Below are 20,256 nucleotides of genomic sequence, written 5' to 3'. Positions count from 1 at the left end.
ATCCGTCCCCTACTTCTGCCGAATGTCCATGCGCGCGAACAGCCGAATGGCGCCCGGGCTGATGCGCCGCATCGCGTAGCCGATCCGCGACTCCGCGGCGATCGGCAACACGGCCGGAGCGGTCTTGACGGACTTGACGATTGCCTTGGCGGTCGCTTCTGGGGTGAAGTTGCGGCGCCGGTAGGCGGCGTCGGCCTTGCCCCGCGCCCGCTCCTGCTGGTCCGCGCTCATCCCCGCGTAGATCGTGTTCTTCGCAATGTTGGTGTTGACGAATCCCGGGCACACCGCCGTGACGCTGATCCCCTCGTCGGCGAAGTCGGCCCGCATCGACTCGCTCAGCGCCAGCACCGCCGCCTTGGTCGTGCTGTAGGCGACCATGGACTTCGACGGTAGGTAAGCCGCCGCGGACGCCACGTTGATGATCGTGCCGCCCTCGCCACGTTCGACCATCTGCGCCCCGAACGCCCTGCTGCCCGAGATGACGCCGTAGACATTGACGCCCATGATGTTCTCCCAGTTCGCCGAGCTCGTCTCCAGGAATCGGCCGGCCATCCCGATGCCGGCGTTGTTCACCAGGATGTCGACCACCCCGTGTTCGTTGCGCACTTGTACCGCAAGCTCGTTCATGGCGGCCTCGTCGCTGACGTCGACCCGGTAGACCGCGGCCTCGGCGCACGCGGCGCGCACGGCATCGGCGGTTTCGGTGGCGGCGGCCAGATCACGATCGACGAGCACGATCTTTCGGGCGCCGTGCCGGGCCAGCTCCACCGCCGTGGCCCTGCCGATTCCGGCTCCGGCACCGGTGACCAGGGCGAGTTTGCCGCGCACCGCACGCCGCTCGCCGCGCACCTCGGTCGCCCCGGCGCCGGGCACGCCGCCGAGGTTGCGGTCGACCCACTCTGCGGTCAACCCGGCGATGACGTCCGGGCGCGACGTCAGCACCCAGTGACCACCCTCGATCTCGATCACCCTGCCGCCGCCCGGAATTGCGCCGGTGAATCGTTGCAGCGCGGGTGTGACGAACATGTCGCGGCGCGGCACCAAAGTCTGGACGGCGACCTTGGTCTCGGGAAGCTGGGGTCCCGGCGCCAGCATCGGCGCCGGCATGTTCTGCCGATACAGGTTGAGCCCGTGGACATAGTCGGTGACCGAGCGCAGGGTGTCGTGGTGCTGGCTGCGCGTGCTCGACCTGCCGATGCGCTCAAGAGCCTCAATCACTTTCACGCCGACGTGCGAGCGAAACGACAGTTCCGGCACGCCCGGGCACAAGAAGAAGCCGATGTAGCCCGACGCGACCAGTTGTCTGATCACCCGGGCCATGGCACGCGGCGTGCGTGCCGACCGCAGGAATGCGCCGGCATAGTTCAGGTGCGGGCCCGAGATCGAGGTGAAGGAAGCGACTTTGCCCATCACCGAGTCGTCGGTGACCGCCGCCCATGCCTGAATCGACCCCCAGTCATGGGCCAGCAGGTGCACCCGATCCACACCCAGGCTGTCGATCACCGCACCGATGTCGGAGACCAGTTGCGCGAAGAGGTATCCGGATCTCTTTGCGGGACAGGTTGATTCACCGGCCCCCCGCACGTCGTAGGCCACCACGTTGTAGGGCTTGCCGGTCAGCTCCTGGGCCACGCCGTCCCAGACATGGTGGTTGTCCGGAAATCCGTGAATCGCCAATATGGTTGGGCGCGCCGGGTCGATGTCGGTGTACCGGTGCACGGCCAGCATGACGCCGTCGCTGGCGGTGATGGTTGATGTGATGGTCATCGGTTCAGTGCGAGGCGCGCGCGGCCGGTGAGATGGCCAGGTAGTCGACGGCCAGCCCCAGTCCACCGAGCTGCGAGGGGTGGAAACCGGGCCGGTAGTAGTTGCCTACCGCCCGGATGAAGCGCATCGGCCCGGGCACCAAACCGCGGCGTGCCGCGGAGAAGTAGTCCCGCCAGCGCGGCTTGGTGCGAGGCGGCAGCTGGGGATCCAGCGAGTACATGAACCGCACGCCGCGGATCCACAGCAGCAGCATGGCGGGCGTCACGACGAGCTGGGCACGCGCCTGCCGCCAGTAACCGGCCTGCAGATGCTTCATGGTGTCGAAGGCCACCGCCTTGTGCTCGACCTCCTCGGCGCCGTGCCAGCGCAGCATGTCCAGCATCACCGGATCGGTGCCGATCTTGTCGTGGGCCGGCGAGTCGAGAATCCACTCCCCCAGGATGGCGGTGTAGTGCTCGATGGCGGAGACGAGCGAAACCTGCTCGAGCAGCCAGCTCTGCTGGCGACGCTGGCTCCAGTTGGGTCGGGGCCCCAGCAGCCTGTCGAACAGCCACTTGATCTGGCCGGTGTAGGGGGTCAGGTCGATGTCGCGCGCGGCGAAGTGCGCGAGCACGTTCGCGTGCGCCTGGGAATGCACGGCCTCCTGGCCGATGAAGCCCTGCACGTCGAGCCGCAGCTGGTCGTCCTTGATCAGCGGCAGCGTCTGCTTGAACACCTCGACGAAGAACTCTTCCCCGGCGGGCAGCAGCAGGTGCAGGACGTTGAGGACGTGGGTGGCAAACGGCTCACCGGGCACGTAGTGGAACGGCAGCTGCGCCCAGTCGAAGTCCACATCGCGGGCCTCGAGAACCAAGCGCTCGTGGTCCAGCGAGGCGTCGTGTGGACCCGCTGCTTGGTTGTCGACGGTCAGCATCGTGCCCCCTACCTCGGCGTTTAGCCCTCGATCACGGTCTTGCGGTGGACGTCGCGCGTCCCAAGTATAAGTACGCGCCGCAGATATGCGAAACCGCCGGTACTGGGTTCTTCCGCGATCGTCCTCAGCCGGCGGCGACGTGCCGGCGTAGCTCGTACTGCCCGGGGTCGGGGTTGGCCAGCATCCGGCGGTGTTCGGCCGGTGTGAGGGGCCACACCTCGGGCACGCCGTCCTTGTTGAGGTACCAGCTGTTACACCCGGTGGTCCACACGGTGTCCGGCATCGCGGCGCGCAGCTTCGCGTTGAAACGCTCGGTCGCCGCGGCCGTCGGCTCGACCGTGTCGAATTCGCGGCGGCGCCAGCGCTCGATCCAGCCCACGATGTGGTCGGCCTGCGATTCGGCCACGGTGGTCAGCGCAAGGTTTCCCACCGGGCTGTGCGGCCCCAGCATCATGAAGAAGTTGGGAAAGCCGGACAGCGCAACGGTTTGGTAGGCCCGGGGCCCGTCGCGCCAGACGTCGTTGGCGCAGATGCCGTCGCGGCCGATCAACTCCATCGGCCGGAAAAACGCGTGCGTGTCGAATCCGGTGGCGAGCACGATGGTGTCCATCTCGTGCAGGACGCCGTCGCCGGTGACGATGCCGCGCCGTTCCACATGGTCGATGCTCGTCGTCACCAGTTCGACGTCGTCGCGCTGCATGGCCCGGTAGAAACCGTTCGACATCACCAGGCGCTTGCAGGCCGGCGTGTAGTCGGGCGTCAGCGACCGCCGCAACTCGGGATCACGGATTTCCCAGAGGCTGGCGCGGCACAGCGCCGCCATGATCTTTCGGCGCAGGCCCGGCTTGGTCAGTCCGACCGCGAAGTAGTCGTACCCGAGGCTGTAGATGCGGTACGCCAACATATCCAGCCACGGCATCTTGCGCCGGGTGATCCCGGTGAAGCCGCTGTAGCGCGGATTCGCCAGGCGCAGCACCCATTGCGCGGTGCGCTGGAACAGCGCGACGTGGCCGGCCATCCCGGCCAGACCGCACACCAGCTGCACGCCCGTCGAGCCGTTGCCGACGATCGCGACGCGGCGCCCCCGCACATCGACGCCGTGATCCCAGCGCGCCGAGTGAAACACGTTGCCGCCGAAGTCATCCAAGCCCGGGATCGAGGGCAGTCGCGGGTGATGCAGCACGCCGGTGGCCGAGATCAAGAAGTCGACCGCCGTTTCTTCGCCGGCGCCGGTGCGCAGTACCCAGCGGCCGTCGTCGAAACGCGCATGGGCGATCTCGGTGCCGAAGCGGATGCGTTCCCGCAACCCGTAACGGTCGGCGACGTCCCGGAAATAGGCCTGGATTTCGCCGCCGGGTGAGAACAGGTGCGACCAGTCGGGATTCCTGGCAAAGCTGTACTGGTAGATGCGCGAGGGAATGTCGCAGACCAGACCCGGGTAGGTGTTTTCCCGCCAGGTGCCGCCCACCTCGTCGGCCTTCTCATAGATGGTCACATCGGTAATACCGCTGCGCAGCAAGGCAATTGCGACACACAGCCCCGACATGCCGGCTCCGACGACGGCTACGGCGGGATCGCGTCGCATCATCGGTACTCCCCGGGGTTTTTTGGCTACTCGGTCTCGGCGCGCTGCTTGAGGCGCTGCAACGTGAGCCGGATGTGCTCGGTGTTGGCGGCCACCCGATCGGTGACGCCGGTGGCCCGGCCGGCGACCTTACGGAACCACCCGGGCCTGCGGTCCCAGGTGCTTTCGGTCACCTCACACCCGCCGTCGGCCGCGACGATGTCGTATTGCCAGCGGGCGACCGGAAAGACCGTGTGGCTCACGTCGAACGCGAAGCGGCGGCCCGGGTCCGCGTCGGTGACGGTGCACTTGGTGCTCCAGCGGCGGCTGCCGCTCTTGTTGTGGCCGGTGAACACCGCGCCGGGGCTCACCGCGTTGCCTTTGCGCCACTGCATCGCCACCGCCTCCTCGGCCAGCTCGGCCAGCGTGCGCAGGTCGGTGATGAGCCGGTACACCACATCCGGCCGGGCGTCGATCTGCACGGTGGCCTGCACGCACGGGTCGGTCATTCGCCGATCATAGCCAGCAAACAGCCAGCCTTTGCGGCTCCCGCGAAGTTTCTTCACACTTGAACATGAACCGGCAACCAAGGGGCGATCATGCGAGTCGGCGTACCGACCGAGACCAAGACCAATGAGTTTCGGGTCGCCATCACCCCCGCCGGCGTCGCCGAGCTGACCCGCCGCGGCCATGACGTCTTTGTGCAGGCCGGCGCCGGAGAAGGGTCGGCGATCACCGATTCGGAATTCAAAGCGGCGGGGGCCCAGCTGACCGATACGGCCGATCAGGTCTGGGCCGACGCGGACCTGCTGCTCAAGGTCAAAGAACCGGTCCCGGCCGAGTATGACCTGTTGCGGCGCAACCAGATCCTGTTCACCTTTCTGCACCTGGCGGCGTCGCGGGCGTGCACCGAGGCGCTGTTGGCATCCGGAACGACGTCGATCGCCTACGAGACGGTCCAGACCGCCGACGGCACACTGCCGCTGCTGGCCCCGATGAGCGAGGTCGCCGGCCGGCTGTCCGCTCAGGTGGGGGCCTATCACCTGATGCGCACCCACGGTGGGCGCGGCGTGCTGATGGGCGGTGTGCCGGGTGTCAAGCCTGCCGACGTCGTGGTGGTGGGCGCGGGGACGGCCGGCTATAACGCGGCCCGGGTCGCCGGCGGCATGGGGGCGTCGGTCACGGTGCTCGACGTCAACATCAACAAGCTTCGGCTGCTCGACGCCGAGTTCGGCGGCCAAGTCCGCACCCGTTACTCGTCGGCCTACGACCTGGAGGGCACCGTCAAGCGCGCCGACCTGGTTATCGGCGCCGTGCTGCTGCCCGGCGCGAAGGCGCCCAATCTGATCTCGAATTCCGTTGTTTCGCAGATGAAATCGGGTGCGGTGTTGGTCGACATCTCGATCGATCAGGGCGGTTGCTTCGAGGACTCCCGGCCCACCACGCATGACGACCCCACCTTCGCGGTGCACGACACCGTGTTCTACTGCGTGGCGAACATGCCCAGCGCGGTGCCCAAGACGTCGACGGTGGCGCTGACCAACGCGACCATGCCGTACGTGCTCGGGCTCGCAGATCGCGGCTGGCAGGCGGCGTGCCGCTCGGATCATGCTCTGGCCAAAGGCCTTTCGACGCACGACGGCGGGCTTCTGTCCGAACAGGTGGCCACCGACCTTGGCCTGCCGTTCACGGACCCGGCGGCCGTTTTGGGCTGACCGGTGCGCGCGGGCTAACTGGTGGCCGCGAGACTGGCGATGATGTCCGCCGCGGGGCCGGCGCACGCGTTCTTGAACGACGTCCCGGCCCACAGTGGCATCCCGTTGGGATCCTCGATGGCGGCGGCCGCTTCCCGAATCGGTGAGGTCATCTGGTTGACCTCGGGGTAGCCCAGCGGCGCGACGTGATCGAGCATGCGGGTGAAGTCGTTTTCCAGACCGCGCGCGTAGCGGCCCGAGAACGCCCGCGTGACAACGGTCGTGGCGAACAGCGGGTTCTTCAGGGCAACGCGGTGTGCGGAATTGGTGCCGGCCTCGTCGGCGAGCAGTAGCGCGGTGCCGACCTGAGCCGCCACTGCTCCCCTGCGCAGCGCGGCCCCCACTTCGTCCGCGGTGCCCAGTCCGCCCGCCGCAATGAGCGGGACGTCATGCGCGTTGCGGATGCGATCGATGAGCTGATGCAGCGACTCGTTGGCGGGTTCCATGTCCGGTGCGAAGGTGCCGCGGTGCCCGCCGGCGGCGGGCCCCTGGACCACCAGGCTGTCCGCGCCGGCCGCTACGGCGATGCCCGCCTCGTAGGCCGACGTCACGGTGACCATCACCAGCAGGCCCAGCGCGCCCAGCCGTCGGATCACGTCGGGCGGCGGCACGCCGAAGGTGAAGGACACCAGCTCGGGCCGAAGGTCGGCCACCACCTCGAGCTTCTGCTCCCACTCGTCGTCGTCACCATGCTGCGGGTGACCGACCTCCACTTGGTAGTGCTCGGCGATTTCTTCGAGTTCGGCCGCGTAGTAGTGCAGGGCCACCCAGTCGGCGACGCTGGGTTGGGGCACAAACAAATTCACCCCGAGCGGGCCGGTGGTGCCCTGGCGCGCCGCGGCGATGTCGTCGGCGAGTTGCTCGGCGCTGCGGTGTCCGCCGGGGACGAAACCGAGCCCGCCCGCGTTGGACACCGCCGCGGCCAACGCGGGCGTCCCGGGTCCGCCGGCCATGGGTGCGCCCACGATGGGCACGGGGATGTCCCAAAAGCCCAGCACCATCTGGCCCAGTACCATTCGGCTAATTTACCATCGCCCGAAGTTGTTGGGGCAGTGACCGTTTGGTGGCATAGGGGCCCAGAACGGCGGCGCCGTAGCGCTGGCCGAGCAGCCGGTGGGCCACCGCGTTGACCTCCTCGACGGTCACCTGATCGATCTGCCGCAGGGTGTGCTCGATGCTGCGGTGTTTGCCGTAGTTGAGTTCGCTGCGACCCAGCCGGCTCATCCGCGAGCTGGAATCTTCCAGGCCGAGCACCAGACCGCCGCGCAGCGATCCCTTGGCGATGCGGCATTCCGACTCGGTGATGCCGTCGCGCGCCACCGATTCGAGCACGTCGCCGGCCACCGCCATCACCTCGGCGAAGCGTTCGGGTTGGCAGGCGGCGTACACGGACAGCGCACCGCTGTCGGCGAAGACATCGACCGTCGAGTACACCGAGTAGGCCAGCCCGCGCAGCTCCCGAACCTGCTGGAACAGCCGAGAGCTCAGGCCGCCGCCCAGGGCGGTGTTGAGCACCGACAGCGCCCAGCGATGCTCCCAGCCACGCCCGGGTGTGCGGACGCCCAACGACATGTGAGCCTGCTCGGCGTCCCGGTTGCCCAGCAGCAGAGCCGGGCGGCCGGTGACCCGTCCGGCGCCCTTGCGGGGCGCGATGGGCTCGCGGCCGCGGACCAGATGCGGCCCGAAGTGCTGGCGTACCAACGCGACCACCTCGTCATGGTCGACGTTGCCGGCCACCGCCACCACCATCCGCTCCGGCGTGTAGCGCCGGACATGAAACGAGTGCAGCTGGTTTCGCGTCATCGACGCCACCGACCGCGCGGTGCCGATGACGGGTCGGCCCACCGGATGGTCACCGAAGAGCGCGCTCAGGAACATGTCGCCGAGCGCGTCCTCGGGGTCGTCGTCGCGCATCGCGATCTCTTCGAGGACGACATCGCGTTCCAGCTCGACATCGTTGGCCGCACAGCACCCGTTGAGCACCACGTCGGCGACCAGGTCGACGGCCAGCGCCAGATCGCTGTCGAGCACGTGCGCGTAGTAGCAGGTGTGTTCCTTGGCGGTGAACGCGTTCAGCTCTCCCCCGACGGCGTCCATCGCCTGCGCGATGTCCACCGCGGTGCGGGTGGGAGTCGACTTGAACAGCAGATGCTCGAGGAAATGCGCGGCCCCGGCCACGGTGGCACCCTCGTCGCGCGAGCCGACGCCGACCCAGACCCCGATCGATGCGGAACGCACCGCGGGCAGGTACTCGGTGACCACCCGCAAGCCACCCGGCAGCATGGTGCGCCGCAGCGCGGCTTGGGGTGCCGATTCCACCTCGGCTCCCTTGCCCCGCCGCAGGGCGCCGGCCCGACCGGGACGCGTCCCGGTCGACGAGTCAGCTGCTCGTCGTTGCGGCATCGGCAGGGGCGGCCGCCGGAGCATCGGCGGGAGCCGCGTTGTCTTCCTCCACCAGCACCAGCGAGATCTTGCCGCGCTTGTCGATGTCGGCGATTTCGACGCGCAGCTTGTCGCCGACGTTCACCACGTCCTCGACCTTGGCGATCCGCTTGCCCTTTCCGAGCTTGGAGATGTGCACCAGGCCGTCACGCCCGGGCAGCAACGACACGAAGGCACCGAAATCCGTTGTCTTGACCACGGTTCCGAGGAACCGTTCGCCGACCGTCGGCAGCTGCGGGTTCGCGATGGCGTTGATCCGGTCGATCGCGGCCTGCGCCGAGGGCCCGTCGGTGGCGCCGACGAACACGGTGCCGTCGTCCTCGATGGAGATCTGCGCGCCGGTCTCCTCGGTGATGCCGTTGATCACCTTGCCCTTGGGCCCGATGACCTCACCGATCTTGTCCACCGGAACCTTGATGGTGGTGACCCGCGGTGCATACGGGCTCATCTCGTCGGGCGCGTCGATCGCCTCGGCCATGACCTCCAAGATGGTCAGCCGCGCATCCTTGGCCTGCCCCAGCGCGCCCGCCAGCACCTGCGACGGAATGCCGTCGAGCTTGGTGTCCAGCTGCAGCCCGGTGACGAAGTCCTTGGTGCCGGCGCACTTGAAGTCCATGTCGCCGAACGCGTCCTCGGCGCCCAGGATGTCGGTCAGGGTGACGAAGCGGCGCTCGGTTTTGCCGTCGACCTCGACGTCATCGGAGACCAGACCCATCGCGATGCCGGCCACCGGAGCCTTCAGCGGCACACCGGCATTCAGTAGCGAGAGAGTGGACGCACAGACCGAACCCATCGACGTGGAGCCGTTGGAGCTCAACGCCTCGGACACCTGACGGATGGCGTACGGGAACTCCTCGACGCCGGGCAGCACCGGAATCAGGGCGCGCTCGGCCAGCGCGCCGTGCCCGATCTCGCGCCGCTTGGGCGAGCCCACGCGGCCGGTCTCACCGGTGGAGTACGGGGGGAAGTTGTAGTGGTGCATATACCGTTTGCTGGTCTCCGGCCCCAGCGAGTCGATCTGCTGAGCCATCTTGACCATGTCGAGCGTGGTCACACCCAGGATCTGGGTCTCACCGCGCTGGAACAGCGCGCTGCCGTGCGCCCGCGGCACCACGGCGACCTCGGCCGAGAGCGCGCGGATGTCGGTGATGCCGCGGCCGTCGATGCGGAAGTGGTCGGTGAGGATGCGCTGCCGCACCAGCTTCTTGGTCAGTGACCGGTACGCGGCGCTGACCTCTTTCTCGCGGCCCTCGTAGGTGTCGGCGAGCCGTGCCAGCACCTCCGCCTTGAGCTCGTCGGTGCGCGCGTCGCGCTCGGCCTTGCCGCCGATGGTCAGCGCCTTGGCCAGCTCGTCGGTGGCCACCGACGCGACCGAGTAGTAGACATCTTCCTGGTAGTCCGGGAACGTCGGGTACTCACCGACAGGCTTGGCGGCGGCCCCGGCCAGCTCCTCCTGCGCGGTGCACAGCACCGCGATGAACGGCTTGGCGGCCTCCAGACCCTCGGCCACAACGGTTTCCGTCGGCGCCTGGGCTCCGCCCTCGACGAGTTCGATGACCTTGTCGGTGGCCTCGGCCTCGACCATCATGATCGCGACGTCAGGGCCATCGGAGCCGTCGACCTTGCGGCCGGCCACCACCATGTCGAACACCGCGCCCTCGAGCTGCTCGACGGTCGGGAACGCGACCCAGGTGCCGTCGATCAGCGCGACCCGCACGCCCCCGATCGGACCCGAGAACGGCAGGCCGCTCAGCTGGGTCGACGCCGACGCCGCGTTGATCGCCAGCACGTCGTACAGGTCATTGGGATCCAGACTCATGACCGTGACCACGACCTGGATTTCGTTGCGCAGCCCGGAGACGAACGAGGGGCGCAGCGGCCGGTCGATGAGCCGGCAGGTCAGGATCGCGTCGGTGGAGGGACGGCCCTCGCGACGGAAGAACGAACCGGGGATGCGACCGGCGGCATACATCCGCTCCTCGACATCGACGGTCAGCGGGAAGAAGTCGAAGTGCTCCTTGGGGCTCTTGCTGGCGGTGGTCGCCGACAACAGCATGTTCTCTTCATCGAGGTACGCGACCACGGCGCCAGCTGCCTGCTGGGCCAACCGGCCGGTCTCGAAACGGATGGTGCGGGTGCCGAAGCTCCCGTTGTCGATGGTGGCGGTCGCCTCGAACACGCCCTCTTCAATTTCAGCGACAGACATGGACGTCCGTACGGCCTCTCTCATTCGGCTGTTTCGCGTCGTCACGCGCAACCTGGAGAGGCCCCGCAGGGTTACTCACCGGCCCGTTGGGCCTGCGATCACCCTGGAGAGCTTCGGAGAAGAGCAGTCTGAATACGGCTACGGCCATCGATCGAAGCGGCCGACCTGCCCCAGATCCGGAGAGCCCGGCAGCCACTACCGAAGACCGCCCGATGCAGACTGGGCTGCTCCCTCGGGGGTGCGTTGTGACACGCTGGAACGGCACACGCGGATCTGCGTGACCGCACCGTTTGCTCGGGCCGAACCGGCCCAGAACGTCCTCACTCTACACGGGCTACCACTGCCCGCCATATTGCTCGGAATTTGCGGGGCGCCAACGCCCCGGTGGGGCTTACGTCAGCGACGCAGGCCCAGCCGCTCGACCAGCGAGCGGTACCGCGCGACATCGATCTGCGCGACGTACTTGAGCAGCCGGCGCCGGCGTCCGACCAGCAGCAGCAGTCCGCGCCGCGAGTGGTGGTCGTGCTTGTGCACCTTCAGGTGCTCGGTCAGGTCGGCGATCCGCTTGGTCAGCAGCGCGACCTGCGCCTCGGGGGAACCGGTGTCGGTGCCATGCAGGCCGTAGTTGCCCAAGATTTCTTTTTTCTGTTCGGCTGTCAGCGCCACGAACTATCTCCATCAATCGGTTCGCGAAAGGTGAATGTTCAGGCGCGGCCACCGCGAACCGCAGCACGCGCCGATGTCGTCCGGCAGTTTAGCAGCCAGAAGCCGGCGGGCTCGAATCGTCGCGGGGCGCTCGCCCGATGGTGGCGACCCGCTACGCCCGGCTAAGCCGCGCTTGCGATCGCCACTAGTTGTGATGGTGGCGACCCGCTACGCCCGGCTACACCGCGCTTGCGATCGCCACTAGTACTAGGTGAGCAGCTGGCGCGCCTTCTCGGTGTCCTTGCCCATCGCGACGACGAGTTCCTTCACGGAGTCGAACTTGTGCTGGCCGCGGATGCGGGCGACGAAATCCAGGGCGACATGCTGGCCATAGAGATCGGCGGTGGTGTCCAGGACGAACGCCTCGACAGTGCGGGTACGCCCGGAGAAGGTCGGATTGGTGCCGACGGACACCGCCGCCTGGTAGCGCTCACCGGGGACGACGGTGCCGGTGGCCGGTCCGTGGCCGAGCACGGTGAACCACGCGGCGTACACGCCGTCGGCCGGGATGGCGGAGTACATCGGGGGCGCCACGTTGGCGGTCGGGTAACCCAACTCGACACCGCGTCCGTGGCCGCGGACCACGACACCTTCGACGCGGTGCGGGCGGCCCAGCGCCTCGGTGGCCGCCACCACGTCGCCGGCGTCCACACACGACCGGATGTAGGTGGACGAGAACGTCACGGTCTCGTTGCTGTGATGCTCGGACAGCAGCGACATCGACTCCACGGCGAACCCGAAGCGGTCGCCGGCGCGCCGCAGGGTCTCGACGTTGCCGGCCGCCTTCTTGCCGAAGGTGAAGTTCTCCCCCACCACGACCTCGACGACGTGCAGGTTCTCCACCAGCAGCTCGTGCACGTAGCGCTCCGGGGTGAGCTTCATGAAATCGGTCGTGAACGGCATCACCAGGAAGACGTCGATGCCCAGCTCTTCGGCCAGTTCGGCGCGCCGCGTCAGCGTCGTCAATTGCGCGGGATGGCTACCGGGGTAGACCACTTCCATCGGATGCGGGTCGAACGTCATCAACACGGTCGGGACGTTGCGGGCGCTCGCCGCCTTCACCGCATGCGCGATCAGCTCGGCGTGGCCGCGATGCACGCCATCGAACACACCGATGGTGAGCACACACCTGCCCCAGTCCGTGGGTATCTCGTCTTGGCCGCGCCACCGCTGCACGCCCGCAAGCCTACGGCGCCCCGTGGTCCGCCGGGAGATCCAGAGGGGGCTAAGCCCCGCCGTGGTGGCGGGGAACACGCCGGATTAGACGTGGGTTGCCTAAACTTTCTGATTGTGAGGGCTGACGAAGAGCGTGGCGGTATCACCGCGGTCGGCCAGGACTACCTCAAGGTCATCTGGAATGCCCAGGAGTGGTCGCTGGAGAAGGTCAGCACCAAGATGCTGGCCGAGAAGATCGGGGTGTCGGCCAGCACGGCCTCGGAGTCCATCCGCAAGCTCGCCGAGCAGGGCCTCGTGGATCACGAGAAGTATGGTGCGGTGACGCTCACAGAGGCGGGCCGCCGGGCGGCGTTGGAGATGGTGCGCCGGCACCGGTTGTTGGAGACCTTCCTGGTCAACGAACTCGGCTACGCCTGGGACGAGGTGCACGACGAAGCCGAGGTGCTCGAGCACGCGGTGTCCGATCGCCTGGTGGCCCGCATCGACGCGAAGCTGGGGTTCCCGCAGCGCGACCCGCACGGTGACCCGATCCCGGCGTCCGACGGGCAGGTGCCCACCCCGCCGGCCCGCCAGCTGTGGGCGTGCGACGACGGTGACACCGGCACGGTGGCGCGCATCTCTGATGCCGACCCCGAGATGCTGCGCTACTTCACCGATGTCGGCATCAACCTCGATTCCCGGCTGCGGGTCCTGACCCGGCGCGAATTCGCCGGCATGATCTCGGTCGCCATCGACTCCGGCGACGGCGCCGAGACGACGGTCGACCTGGGCAGCCCCGCCGCTCGTGCCATCTGGGTGACGGCCTAGCGGCGATCGCAAGCGCGGCGCAGCCGGGCGCAGCGGGTCGCCGCCATCGGCCTAGCGGCGATCGCAAGCGCGGCGCAGCCGGGCGCGCATTCGTTGCGAGATTTCAGCCGAATTTTCGCGTTCAGTGCACGTTCGACGCCGCGGTTGGCCCAACGAACTCAGCTGGACAACAGACCCTTGGCGATGTGGGTGACCTGAACCTCGTTGCTGCCCGCGTAGATCATCAACGACTTGGCGTCGCGGGCCAGCTGCTCCACCCGGTACTCGGCCATGTATCCGTTACCGCCGAACAGCTGTACGGCCTCCATCGCCACCTCGGTGGCCACCTCCGACGAGTACAGCTTGATCGCCGAGGCCTCCGCCAGTGTCAGCGGCTTGCCGGCCTGTTGGCGCTCGATGGTGTGAAAGACCATGTTCTGCACGTTCATTCGGGCGATCTCCATCTTTGCCAGCTTGAGCTGGATCAGTTGGAATTGCCCAATGTTCTTGCCCCACAACGTCCGGCTCTTGGCGTAATCCACGCACAGTCGGTGGCATTCGTCGATGATGCCCAACGCCATCATCGCGATCCCGATCCGCTCGGCTGCGAAGTTGGCGCGGGCGCTGTCGCGGCCGTCGCCGTCGGCGTGCTGTTCGTTCTCGCCGAGCAGCCGGTCCGCGCTCAGCCGCACGTTGTCGAAGAACAGCTCGCCGGTCGGCGAGGACATCATGCCCATCTTCTTGAACGGCTTGCCCTGCGTGAGGCCCGGCATGCCGGCGTCGAGCACGAAGACCAGCACCGGACGGTTGCGCTTGTCGACTCCGGCGTCACCCTCGTCGAGTTTGGCGTACACGACCAGGACGTCCGCGCAGGGTCCGTTGGTGATGAAGGTCTTCTGCCCGTTGAGGATATAGTCCTCGCCGTCGCGCTTGACGTAGGTTTTCATGCCGCCGAACGCGTCCGAGCCCGAGTCCGGCTCCGTGATGGCCCACGCCGCAATCTTTTCCAGCGTCATCAGCTCAGGCAGCCAGCGTTCCTTCTGCGCCAGCGTCCCGCGGCTCATGATGGTCGCCGCGCCCAGGCCGAGGCTCACCGACGCGGTGCTGAGCAACCCGATGCTGACCCGGGCGATTTCGGACACCAACACCGCGATCATCGACCCCTGCGCACCGCCACCGAAACCGACTGAGTCATCCGGCTTTTCGTCGCGTCCTTCGTCGAGCTGCTCGCCATTGCACTTGGCGCGCTCGCGGTCCAGCATCTTCTTGACCGACTCGGCGGCCATGGCGTCGAGGCCGAACTGGCTGAACAGCTTGCGCACGATCGGATACGGCGACATTTCGCCGGTTTCCAATTCGTCCACATGCGGGCGAATCTCTTTGTCGACGAACTTCCGAACGGCGTTCTGGACCATCAGGTCGGTGTCGGACCACTCGATCATGGCGGCTTTAACGCTCTGCGCGCTGGTAGGCGGTGACGACGGCGGCACCGCCCAGCCCGATGTTGTGTTGCAGTGCGGCGCTGACGTTGTCGACCTGACGCTTGTCGGCCGTCCCGCGCAGCTGCCAGGTCAGCTCCGCGCATTGCGCCAGACCGGTCGCCCCCAGCGGGTGTCCCTTGGAGATCAGGCCGCCGGACGGGTTGACCACCCAACGACCACCGTAAGTGGTGTCGTTGTTGTCGATCAGCTTGGGCGCCTCCCCGGGACCGCACAGGCCGAGGGCCTCGTAGAGCAACAGTTCATTGGCCGAGAAGCAGTCGTGCAGCTCGATCACCTGGAAGTCCTGCGGCCCGAGCCCGGACTGGTCGTAAACCTGTTGTGCGGCTTGGACATTCATGTCGTAACCGATGAGGTTTTTCGCGCTGCCGTCGAACGTCGACGCGAAGTCGGTGGTCATGGCCTGGCCGACGATCTCCACCGCTTGGCCGGCCAGCCCGTGGCTTTCGACGAAGCTTTCCGAGGCCAGGATCGCCGCGCCCGAACCGTCCGAGGTCGGCGAGCACTGCAGCTTGGTCAACGGGTCGGAGATCATCCGCGCCGCCAGGATGTCGTCGAGCGTGTAGGACTCCTGGAACTGGGCGAAGGGGTTGTTGACCGAGTGCTTGTGGTTCTTGTAACCGATCTTGGCGAAATGTTCTGCGGTGCTGCCGTATTGCTTCATGTGCTCGCGCCCGGCGGCGCCGAACATCCACGGGGCGACGGGCATCGCGAACTCGTCGATGTCGGCCATCGCCTTGACGTGCTTGGCCATCGGCGATTCGCGGTCCTGTGCGCCGCCGCCCAGCGAGCCGGGCTGCATCTTCTCGAAACCGAGCGCGATCGCGCAGTCGACGATGCCGCCGCGAATGGCCTGCGCCGCCAGGAACAGCGCCGTCGAGCCCGTGGAGCAGTTGTTGTTGACGTTGACGACCGGGATGCCGGTCATGCCCAGCTCGTAGAGCGCCCGCTGCCCCGACGTCGAATCACCGGCGACGTAGCCGACGTAGCCCTGCTGGACCTCGCGGTAGTCGATGCCGGCGTCCTTCAGGGCATTGGTTCCCGATTCCCTGGCCATGTCGGGGTAATCCCAGCCCTCACGGCGGCCCGGCTTCTCGAACCTCGTCATGCCGACGCCGACGACGTAGACCTTGTTGGACGTTTTGGTGGACATTTCAGCCCCTTCCGTAGGCCGCCTAGATACCTCAGTGTGCAACGTAGCCCAACCAACCGTTCGGCCGGGGCCGTTAGAGCGTCGCCGGGCGGATGACCACCACCGACTTGGTGCGCGCGCCCTCGTCGCGCAGCAGCGCCATCACCCGGCCGTCGGGGCCGCAGGCCGCGTAGACGCCGTCGATCCCGGCCGGCTCCAGGGGCCGGCCGTTGCCGGTCGCCTCGGCTTCCTCGGGGGACAGGTCGCGGCGCGGGAAGGTCAACAGGCAGGCCTCGTCCAGGCTGTAGCTGAGCCGCGGGCGCTCCGCCAGGTCGTCGAGTGGGTACGCCTGATCGAGCCCGAAGCGCCCGACGCGGGTGCGCCGCAACGCCGTCAGGTGCCCGCCCACCCCCAGGACGGCGCCGACATCGCGGGCCAGGGCACGGATGTAGGTTCCCGACGAGCAGTCGACCTCGACATCCAAGTCGACGACGTCGCGGCCTTCGGGCCCGGGCCGGATGTCGCACACCTCGAACCGGTCGATGCGCACCGGCCGGGCCTTGAGCTCGACGGTCTGACCCTCGCGGGCCAGCCGGTAGGCGCGCTTGCCGTCGATCTTGATAGCGCTGACCGTCGACGGCACCTGTTCGATGTCGCCACGCAGGCCGCCCACGGCGGATTCGATCGCCTCGCTCGTCAGGTGCCGCGCCGAGACGCTGTGCACCAGTTCGCCCTCGGCATCGTCGGTGGATGTGCTCTGGCCCAGCCGGATGGTGGCGGTGTACGCCTTGGCGGTCGCGGTCAACAGACCGAGGATCTTGGTGGCGCGCGCGACGCCGATCACCAGCACGCCGGTGGCCATGGGGTCCAACGTCCCCGCGTGCCCCACCCTGCGGGTGGAAAAGATCCAGCGGCAGCGGCCGACCACGTCATGACTGGTCATCCCGGGCGGCTTATCGACGACGACTATTCCAGGCCCGCTGGGGTTTTCGCTCATAGCACGATGGCGGTGAGCACCAGTCCGCGCTCGACCGACCACCGGCCCCGCAGCGCGGTCAGCGGCGGCCCGTCGAGGGCCTGCCCGTCGATCAGGATCTTGGAGACGAACACCCCGGTGGTTCCCGCGTCGGGCGGGTCGAGGTCGAACACGACATGCGCATCGTCGAAACCCAGCCATCGCTTGGTCATCGGGAACCAGGCCTTGTACGTTGCCTCTTTGGCGCAGAACAGGATTCGATCCCAATGCAGGCCCTCGGGTAGCGACGCCATCTCGTGTCGCTCCTCCGGCAGGCTGACCGCGTTCAGCACGCCGTCGGGCAGCACGTCGTGCGGTTCGGCGTCGATGCCCACCGAGCGCACCGCCTCGGTGCGGCCCACCACCGCACCCCGATAGCCCGCGCAGTGGGTGAGGCTGCCCACCACGCCGTCGGGCCAGCGGGGTTCTCCCTTCTCGCCCTTGAGGATCGGCACCGGCGGCAGGCCGAGCTCGCCCAGCGCGATCCGGGCGCAGTGCCGGACGGTGACGAACTCGTTGCGTCGCTTGGCCACCGACCTGGCGATCAGCGGCTCCTCTTCGGGCAGCGGCGCGAGATCGGGCGGGTCGGAATACGCCTCCGAGTAGGCCAGGCCGTTGGCCACCGACAGCACCGCGGAAAGGAGCATGTCTCCCGTCATCGTGATTGCCGCTGCTGCAACCGTTCCCGGAACTTCGCGGCCTGTTGCCGCATCTCGGGAGTGATCTCGAAGTGGCCACCGAAGTCGTTGAGGTCGCCCGGGGCGTATTGCGGATCCGGCAGTACCTGACGCAGCCAGCTGGGTGGCTTGCGGCGCCGCCACTCCCGCGGATAGCCCACCGACACCTCCTCGAAGCGCACGTCGTCATACCAGGTGGTCCGCGGGATGTGCAGGTGGCCGTAGACCGAACAGACGGCGTTGTAGCGGGTGTGCCAGTCGGCGGTCTTGGTGGTTCCGCACCACAGCGAGAACTCCGGGTAGAACAGCGCGTCGCAGGGGTCGCGGACCAGCGGGAAGTGATTCACCAGGACGGTCGGTGTCATCCAGTCCAGCTCTTCGAGGCGGGCACGGGTGATCTCGAGACGCTCGCGGCACCACGCCTCGCGGGTGGCGTACGGCTCCGGGGAGAGCAGGAACTCGTCGGTGGCCACCACGTTCCGCTCGCGCGCGATGGTCAGGCCTTCGGCTTTGCTCGTCGCCCCTTCGGGCAAGAAGCTGTAGTCGTAGAGCAGGAACATCGGCACGATCGTGGCCGGGCCACCGCGCTCGGTCCAGACCGGGAACGGGTGCTCGGGCGTGACCACACCCATCTCGTCGCACATGTTGACCAGGTACTCGTAGCGCGCCTTGCCGAAGATCTGCACGGGGTCGCGGGTGGTGGTCCACAGCTCGTGGTTGCCCGGCACCCAGATCACCTTGGCGAAGCGCCGTCGCAGCAGGTCAAGCGCCCAACGAATCTCGTCGGTGCGTTCGGCGACATCGCCGGCGACGATCAGCCAGTCGTCCGGATGGGACGGATGCAGCGATTCGGTGACCGGCTTGTTGCCGAGGTGACCGGTGTGCAGGTCGGACACCGCCCACAGTGTCGGTTGCCCACCGTTGGTCGATTCCCGCCCTGATGTATGCCCAGCCACGATTAACCACCCTAACGACCCGAACGGGGCAAGCCCGTGTCGCGGGCGTCATTTCGGCTGGCGAGTGGGCGAGCTAGAACAAGTTCAGGTTTGCCTGTGACGTCGCGCGCGGGACTTGTACACTCCCCCAAAGGACCGCCGAGGCCTCAGGGGGTGTGGTGTTCGCCAATGTTCGTCTGATGGGGGCGCTGGGTGCGCTGCTCACAGCGGCCATCGGGGGCACGGTGGGTTTGTTGACCGCCCCGGCCGGGTCGGGCGTCGGCGACCGATCCGTCGAGCTGAGGTCGACCGCCCAGCCGCTGGAAACCACCATGAAGAGCCCGATCGTGGCGACCACCGATCCGCGTCCGTTCGACGCGTGCGAGGACATTCCGTTCGATGTCATCCAGCGGCTCGGGCTGGGCTTCACGCCGCCCGAACACGAAGACGGGCTGCGCTGCCATTTCGACGCCGGGAACTATCAGGTGGCCGTCGAGCCGATCATCTGGCGCACCTACGAGCAGTCGCTGCCCGCCGACGCCGTCGAGACGACGATCGCGGGCCACCGCGCCGCGCAGTACTGGGTGCTCAAGCCGACCTACCACAACAGCTATTGGTTCTACTCCTGCATGGTCGTGTTCAAGACCAGCTACGGGGTGCTGCAGCAGGCGCTGTACTACTCGACCGTCTACTCCAATCCCGAGGTTGATTGCATGCAAACCAATCTGCAGCGCGCCAACGACCTCGCGCCGTATTACAAGTTCTGATTTCACACCCGCAGCCGGTCACCCACGCCGGGCTCTCCCAGCTCCTGCTGCCGGTCGGCTCGGCGGAGCTGTCAGCCGACGGCGGCGCGGACCCGGTCGGCGACCGCGGCTAGCGCCGCTTGGCCATGAACGGGGTCGTGCACCGGCGCCGCCAACGGCGCCTGCACCGGCAGCTCAACCCAGCTCTTGCAGCCGCCATATTCCGCAGTCCGGATCATGCGCACCGGCTCGGCGAGCGGGATCACCGACACCACCAGCACGGCCAATTTGTGCTTGGGACGAAAGTCGAGCCGGTCGGCGCGCACCGAGTCGGCGGTCCAGATGTGCAGGTCCTCGATGACCGAAAGGCCGTCCGGGCGCTCAACCGGCACCGCCGCAACAACTTTCGCGGAGGCCCGGATCACCAGCTGTTCGTCGGTGCTGTCGGCGGCCGCGGGTGCCAGCAAGTCTTGATGCTCGGCGCGCACGCGCTCGGCGTGGCTGTGCGCGACCGTCGGGAAAAGAAGAAATTCGCGGGCGGCCAGTTCGAATCGCTTCTCCCCGATGCCGCCCTTGCGCAGCAACACCCGCTGGCGGCCGTCCAGCAGCGCATGCACCGCGGCGCTCCACTCCTTAAGCGCGGGAATTGTCGTAGCGATCGTCATTTCGCACCCGCCATCCGCGCCACCACCTCGGGCCGACGCAACGGCGGAACCGTCTTGGGCGGCTGGCGCCGCGGCGGCAGCTGCCCCAGCAACCGCGTCGTCGTCTCGGTGACCTCGGCAACCGCCGCCTCGAACGCATCGATATTAGCGGCCGAGGGGTGGGTGATGCCGCTGACCTTGCGCACATATTGCCGGGCCGCCGCCGCGATTTCCTCGGGGGTGGCCGCAGGCTGCAGACCGCGCAATTCGGTGATATTTCGGCACATCTTTTCCA

At 67.6% G+C, this 20,256-nt stretch carries 19 protein-coding genes; 3 read left to right on the top strand and 16 right to left on the bottom strand.

Annotation, left to right across the window (positions count from 1 at the left end):
- Window positions 1-9: 9 nt before the first annotated feature.
- From VFW69_RS23915 to VFW69_RS23900, 4 genes are all read right to left on the bottom strand, one after another.
- Entirely contained in the window at window positions 10-1,767 is a 1,758-nt protein-coding gene (locus VFW69_RS23915; RefSeq protein WP_526505305.1) for an SDR family oxidoreductase, read from the bottom strand.
- Window positions 1,768-1,771: 4 nt separating this feature from the next.
- Entirely contained in the window at window positions 1,772-2,680 is a 909-nt protein-coding gene (locus tag VFW69_RS23910) for a metal-dependent hydrolase (RefSeq protein WP_526505303.1), read from the bottom strand.
- Window positions 2,681-2,804: 124 nt separating this feature from the next.
- Complete coding sequence (locus VFW69_RS23905; RefSeq protein ID WP_526505301.1) at window positions 2,805-4,268, bottom strand: flavin-containing monooxygenase; 1,464 nt, start codon at window positions 4,266-4,268, stop codon at window positions 2,805-2,807.
- 23 nt (window positions 4,269-4,291) lie between these two features.
- Complete coding sequence (locus VFW69_RS23900; protein WP_526505298.1) at window positions 4,292-4,753, bottom strand: SRPBCC family protein; 462 nt, start codon at window positions 4,751-4,753, stop codon at window positions 4,292-4,294.
- 90 nt (window positions 4,754-4,843) lie between these two features.
- Between VFW69_RS23900 and ald the strand changes: the two genes are divergently transcribed.
- On the top strand, window positions 4,844-5,959 hold the full coding sequence (gene ald, locus VFW69_RS23895) for an alanine dehydrogenase (RefSeq protein WP_526505296.1): 1,116 nt from the start codon (window positions 4,844-4,846) through the stop codon (window positions 5,957-5,959).
- 14 nt (window positions 5,960-5,973) lie between these two features.
- Here the strand turns inward: ald and VFW69_RS23890 are convergent, their stop codons facing one another.
- The 5 genes from VFW69_RS23890 to VFW69_RS23870 all read right to left on the bottom strand — a co-directional run bounded on the left by VFW69_RS23890 (window position 5,974) and on the right by VFW69_RS23870 (window position 12,527).
- A complete protein-coding gene (locus VFW69_RS23890) occupies window positions 5,974-6,999 on the bottom strand; it encodes a nitronate monooxygenase (protein WP_526505375.1) in 1,026 nt (341 codons plus the stop codon).
- A 19-nt stretch (window positions 7,000-7,018) separates the two neighbouring features.
- Window positions 7,019-8,281, bottom strand: coding sequence for a M16 family metallopeptidase (locus tag VFW69_RS23885; RefSeq protein ID WP_526505373.1), 1,263 nt, complete (start codon window positions 8,279-8,281; stop codon window positions 7,019-7,021).
- Window positions 8,282-8,378: 97 nt separating this feature from the next.
- On the bottom strand, window positions 8,379-10,646 hold the full coding sequence (locus tag VFW69_RS23880; protein WP_526505294.1) for a polyribonucleotide nucleotidyltransferase: 2,268 nt from the start codon (window positions 10,644-10,646) through the stop codon (window positions 8,379-8,381).
- A 396-nt stretch (window positions 10,647-11,042) separates the two neighbouring features.
- Window positions 11,043-11,312, bottom strand: a complete 270-nt coding sequence (gene rpsO / locus VFW69_RS23875) for a 30S ribosomal protein S15 (RefSeq protein ID WP_064879510.1) — start codon at window positions 11,310-11,312, stop codon at window positions 11,043-11,045.
- 246 nt (window positions 11,313-11,558) lie between these two features.
- Window positions 11,559-12,527, bottom strand: a complete 969-nt coding sequence (locus tag VFW69_RS23870; RefSeq protein WP_526505291.1) for a bifunctional riboflavin kinase/FAD synthetase — start codon at window positions 12,525-12,527, stop codon at window positions 11,559-11,561.
- A 114-nt stretch (window positions 12,528-12,641) separates the two neighbouring features.
- Here VFW69_RS23870 and mntR point away from each other — a divergent pair, with 114 nt between their 5' ends.
- Window positions 12,642-13,334: a manganese-binding transcriptional regulator MntR gene (gene mntR, locus VFW69_RS23865; protein WP_526505289.1), complete on the top strand. Its 693-nt coding sequence runs from the start codon at window positions 12,642-12,644 to the stop codon at window positions 13,332-13,334.
- 158 nt (window positions 13,335-13,492) lie between these two features.
- Here the strand turns inward: mntR and VFW69_RS23860 are convergent, their stop codons facing one another.
- From VFW69_RS23860 to pptH, 5 genes are all read right to left on the bottom strand, one after another.
- Window positions 13,493-14,755 carry an acyl-CoA dehydrogenase family protein gene (locus VFW69_RS23860; protein ID WP_526505287.1) on the bottom strand — a complete coding sequence of 421 codons (1,263 nt, stop codon included), beginning with the start codon at window positions 14,753-14,755 and terminating at the stop codon, window positions 13,493-13,495.
- Between the two features lie 7 nt (window positions 14,756-14,762).
- On the bottom strand, window positions 14,763-15,965 hold the full coding sequence (locus VFW69_RS23855) for a thiolase family protein (protein ID WP_526505285.1): 1,203 nt from the start codon (window positions 15,963-15,965) through the stop codon (window positions 14,763-14,765).
- A 73-nt stretch (window positions 15,966-16,038) separates the two neighbouring features.
- Window positions 16,039-16,941 (bottom strand): tRNA pseudouridine(55) synthase TruB, encoded by a 903-nt coding sequence (gene truB, locus VFW69_RS23850; RefSeq protein WP_526505283.1) that lies wholly within the window; start codon window positions 16,939-16,941, stop codon window positions 16,039-16,041.
- Window positions 16,938-17,618, bottom strand: a complete 681-nt coding sequence (pptT, locus tag VFW69_RS23845) for a 4'-phosphopantetheinyl transferase PptT (protein WP_526505281.1) — start codon at window positions 17,616-17,618, stop codon at window positions 16,938-16,940. Before pptT ends, truB begins: the two co-directional genes overlap by 4 nt.
- Complete coding sequence (pptH, locus tag VFW69_RS23840; protein WP_526505279.1) at window positions 17,615-18,592, bottom strand: ACP phosphodiesterase PptH; 978 nt, start codon at window positions 18,590-18,592, stop codon at window positions 17,615-17,617. Before pptH ends, pptT begins: the two co-directional genes overlap by 4 nt.
- A 158-nt stretch (window positions 18,593-18,750) precedes the next feature.
- Between pptH and VFW69_RS23835 the strand changes: the two genes are divergently transcribed.
- Window positions 18,751-19,338, top strand: coding sequence for a DUF3558 domain-containing protein (locus tag VFW69_RS23835; protein ID WP_526505371.1), 588 nt, complete (start codon window positions 18,751-18,753; stop codon window positions 19,336-19,338).
- 71 nt (window positions 19,339-19,409) lie between these two features.
- Here the strand turns inward: VFW69_RS23835 and VFW69_RS23830 are convergent, their stop codons facing one another.
- Together VFW69_RS23830 and VFW69_RS23825 are read right to left on the bottom strand one after the other, a co-directional pair.
- Window positions 19,410-19,982, bottom strand: a complete 573-nt coding sequence (locus VFW69_RS23830; RefSeq protein WP_526505277.1) for a DUF1802 family protein — start codon at window positions 19,980-19,982, stop codon at window positions 19,410-19,412.
- Entirely contained in the window at window positions 19,979-20,248 is a 270-nt protein-coding gene (locus VFW69_RS23825; RefSeq protein WP_526505275.1) for a DUF2277 domain-containing protein, read from the bottom strand. Before VFW69_RS23825 ends, VFW69_RS23830 begins: the two co-directional genes overlap by 4 nt.
- Window positions 20,249-20,256 lie beyond the last annotated feature (8 nt).

The sequence above is a fragment of the Mycobacterium sp. genome, assembly GCF_036273375.1.
Lineage (GTDB): Bacteria > Actinomycetota > Actinomycetes > Mycobacteriales > Mycobacteriaceae > Mycobacterium.
Note: the sequence above shows the minus strand (reverse complement) of the source record. Positions and strands in the feature narration are given on the sequence as shown.

Coding starts and splice junctions, on each gene's coding strand:
- VFW69_RS23880 (WP_526505294.1), bottom strand. CDS start 10,646: ATGTCTGTCGCTGAAATTGAAGAGGGCGTGTTCGAGGCGACCGCCACC.
- pptT (WP_526505281.1), bottom strand. CDS start 17,618: ATGACGGGAGACATGCTCCTTTCCGCGGTGCTGTCGGTGGCCAACGGC.
- VFW69_RS23890 (WP_526505375.1), bottom strand. CDS start 6,999: ATGGTGCTGGGCTTTTGGGACATCCCCGTGCCCATCGTGGGCGCACCC.
- VFW69_RS23900 (WP_526505298.1), bottom strand. CDS start 4,753: ATGACCGACCCGTGCGTGCAGGCCACCGTGCAGATCGACGCCCGGCCG.
- ald (WP_526505296.1), top strand. CDS start 4,844: ATGCGAGTCGGCGTACCGACCGAGACCAAGACCAATGAGTTTCGGGTC.
- VFW69_RS23885 (WP_526505373.1), bottom strand. CDS start 8,281: ATGCTGCCGGGTGGCTTGCGGGTGGTCACCGAGTACCTGCCCGCGGTG.
- VFW69_RS23855 (WP_526505285.1), bottom strand. CDS start 15,965: ATGTCCACCAAAACGTCCAACAAGGTCTACGTCGTCGGCGTCGGCATG.
- VFW69_RS23860 (WP_526505287.1), bottom strand. CDS start 14,755: ATGATCGAGTGGTCCGACACCGACCTGATGGTCCAGAACGCCGTTCGG.
- VFW69_RS23830 (WP_526505277.1), bottom strand. CDS start 19,982: ATGACGATCGCTACGACAATTCCCGCGCTTAAGGAGTGGAGCGCCGCG.
- VFW69_RS23915 (WP_526505305.1), bottom strand. CDS start 1,767: ATGACCATCACATCAACCATCACCGCCAGCGACGGCGTCATGCTGGCC.
- VFW69_RS23825 (WP_526505275.1), bottom strand. CDS start 20,248: ATGTGCCGAAATATCACCGAATTGCGCGGTCTGCAGCCTGCGGCCACC.
- truB (WP_526505283.1), bottom strand. CDS start 16,941: ATGAGCGAAAACCCCAGCGGGCCTGGAATAGTCGTCGTCGATAAGCCG.
- VFW69_RS23905 (WP_526505301.1), bottom strand. CDS start 4,268: ATGATGCGACGCGATCCCGCCGTAGCCGTCGTCGGAGCCGGCATGTCG.
- VFW69_RS23910 (WP_526505303.1), bottom strand. CDS start 2,680: ATGCTGACCGTCGACAACCAAGCAGCGGGTCCACACGACGCCTCGCTG.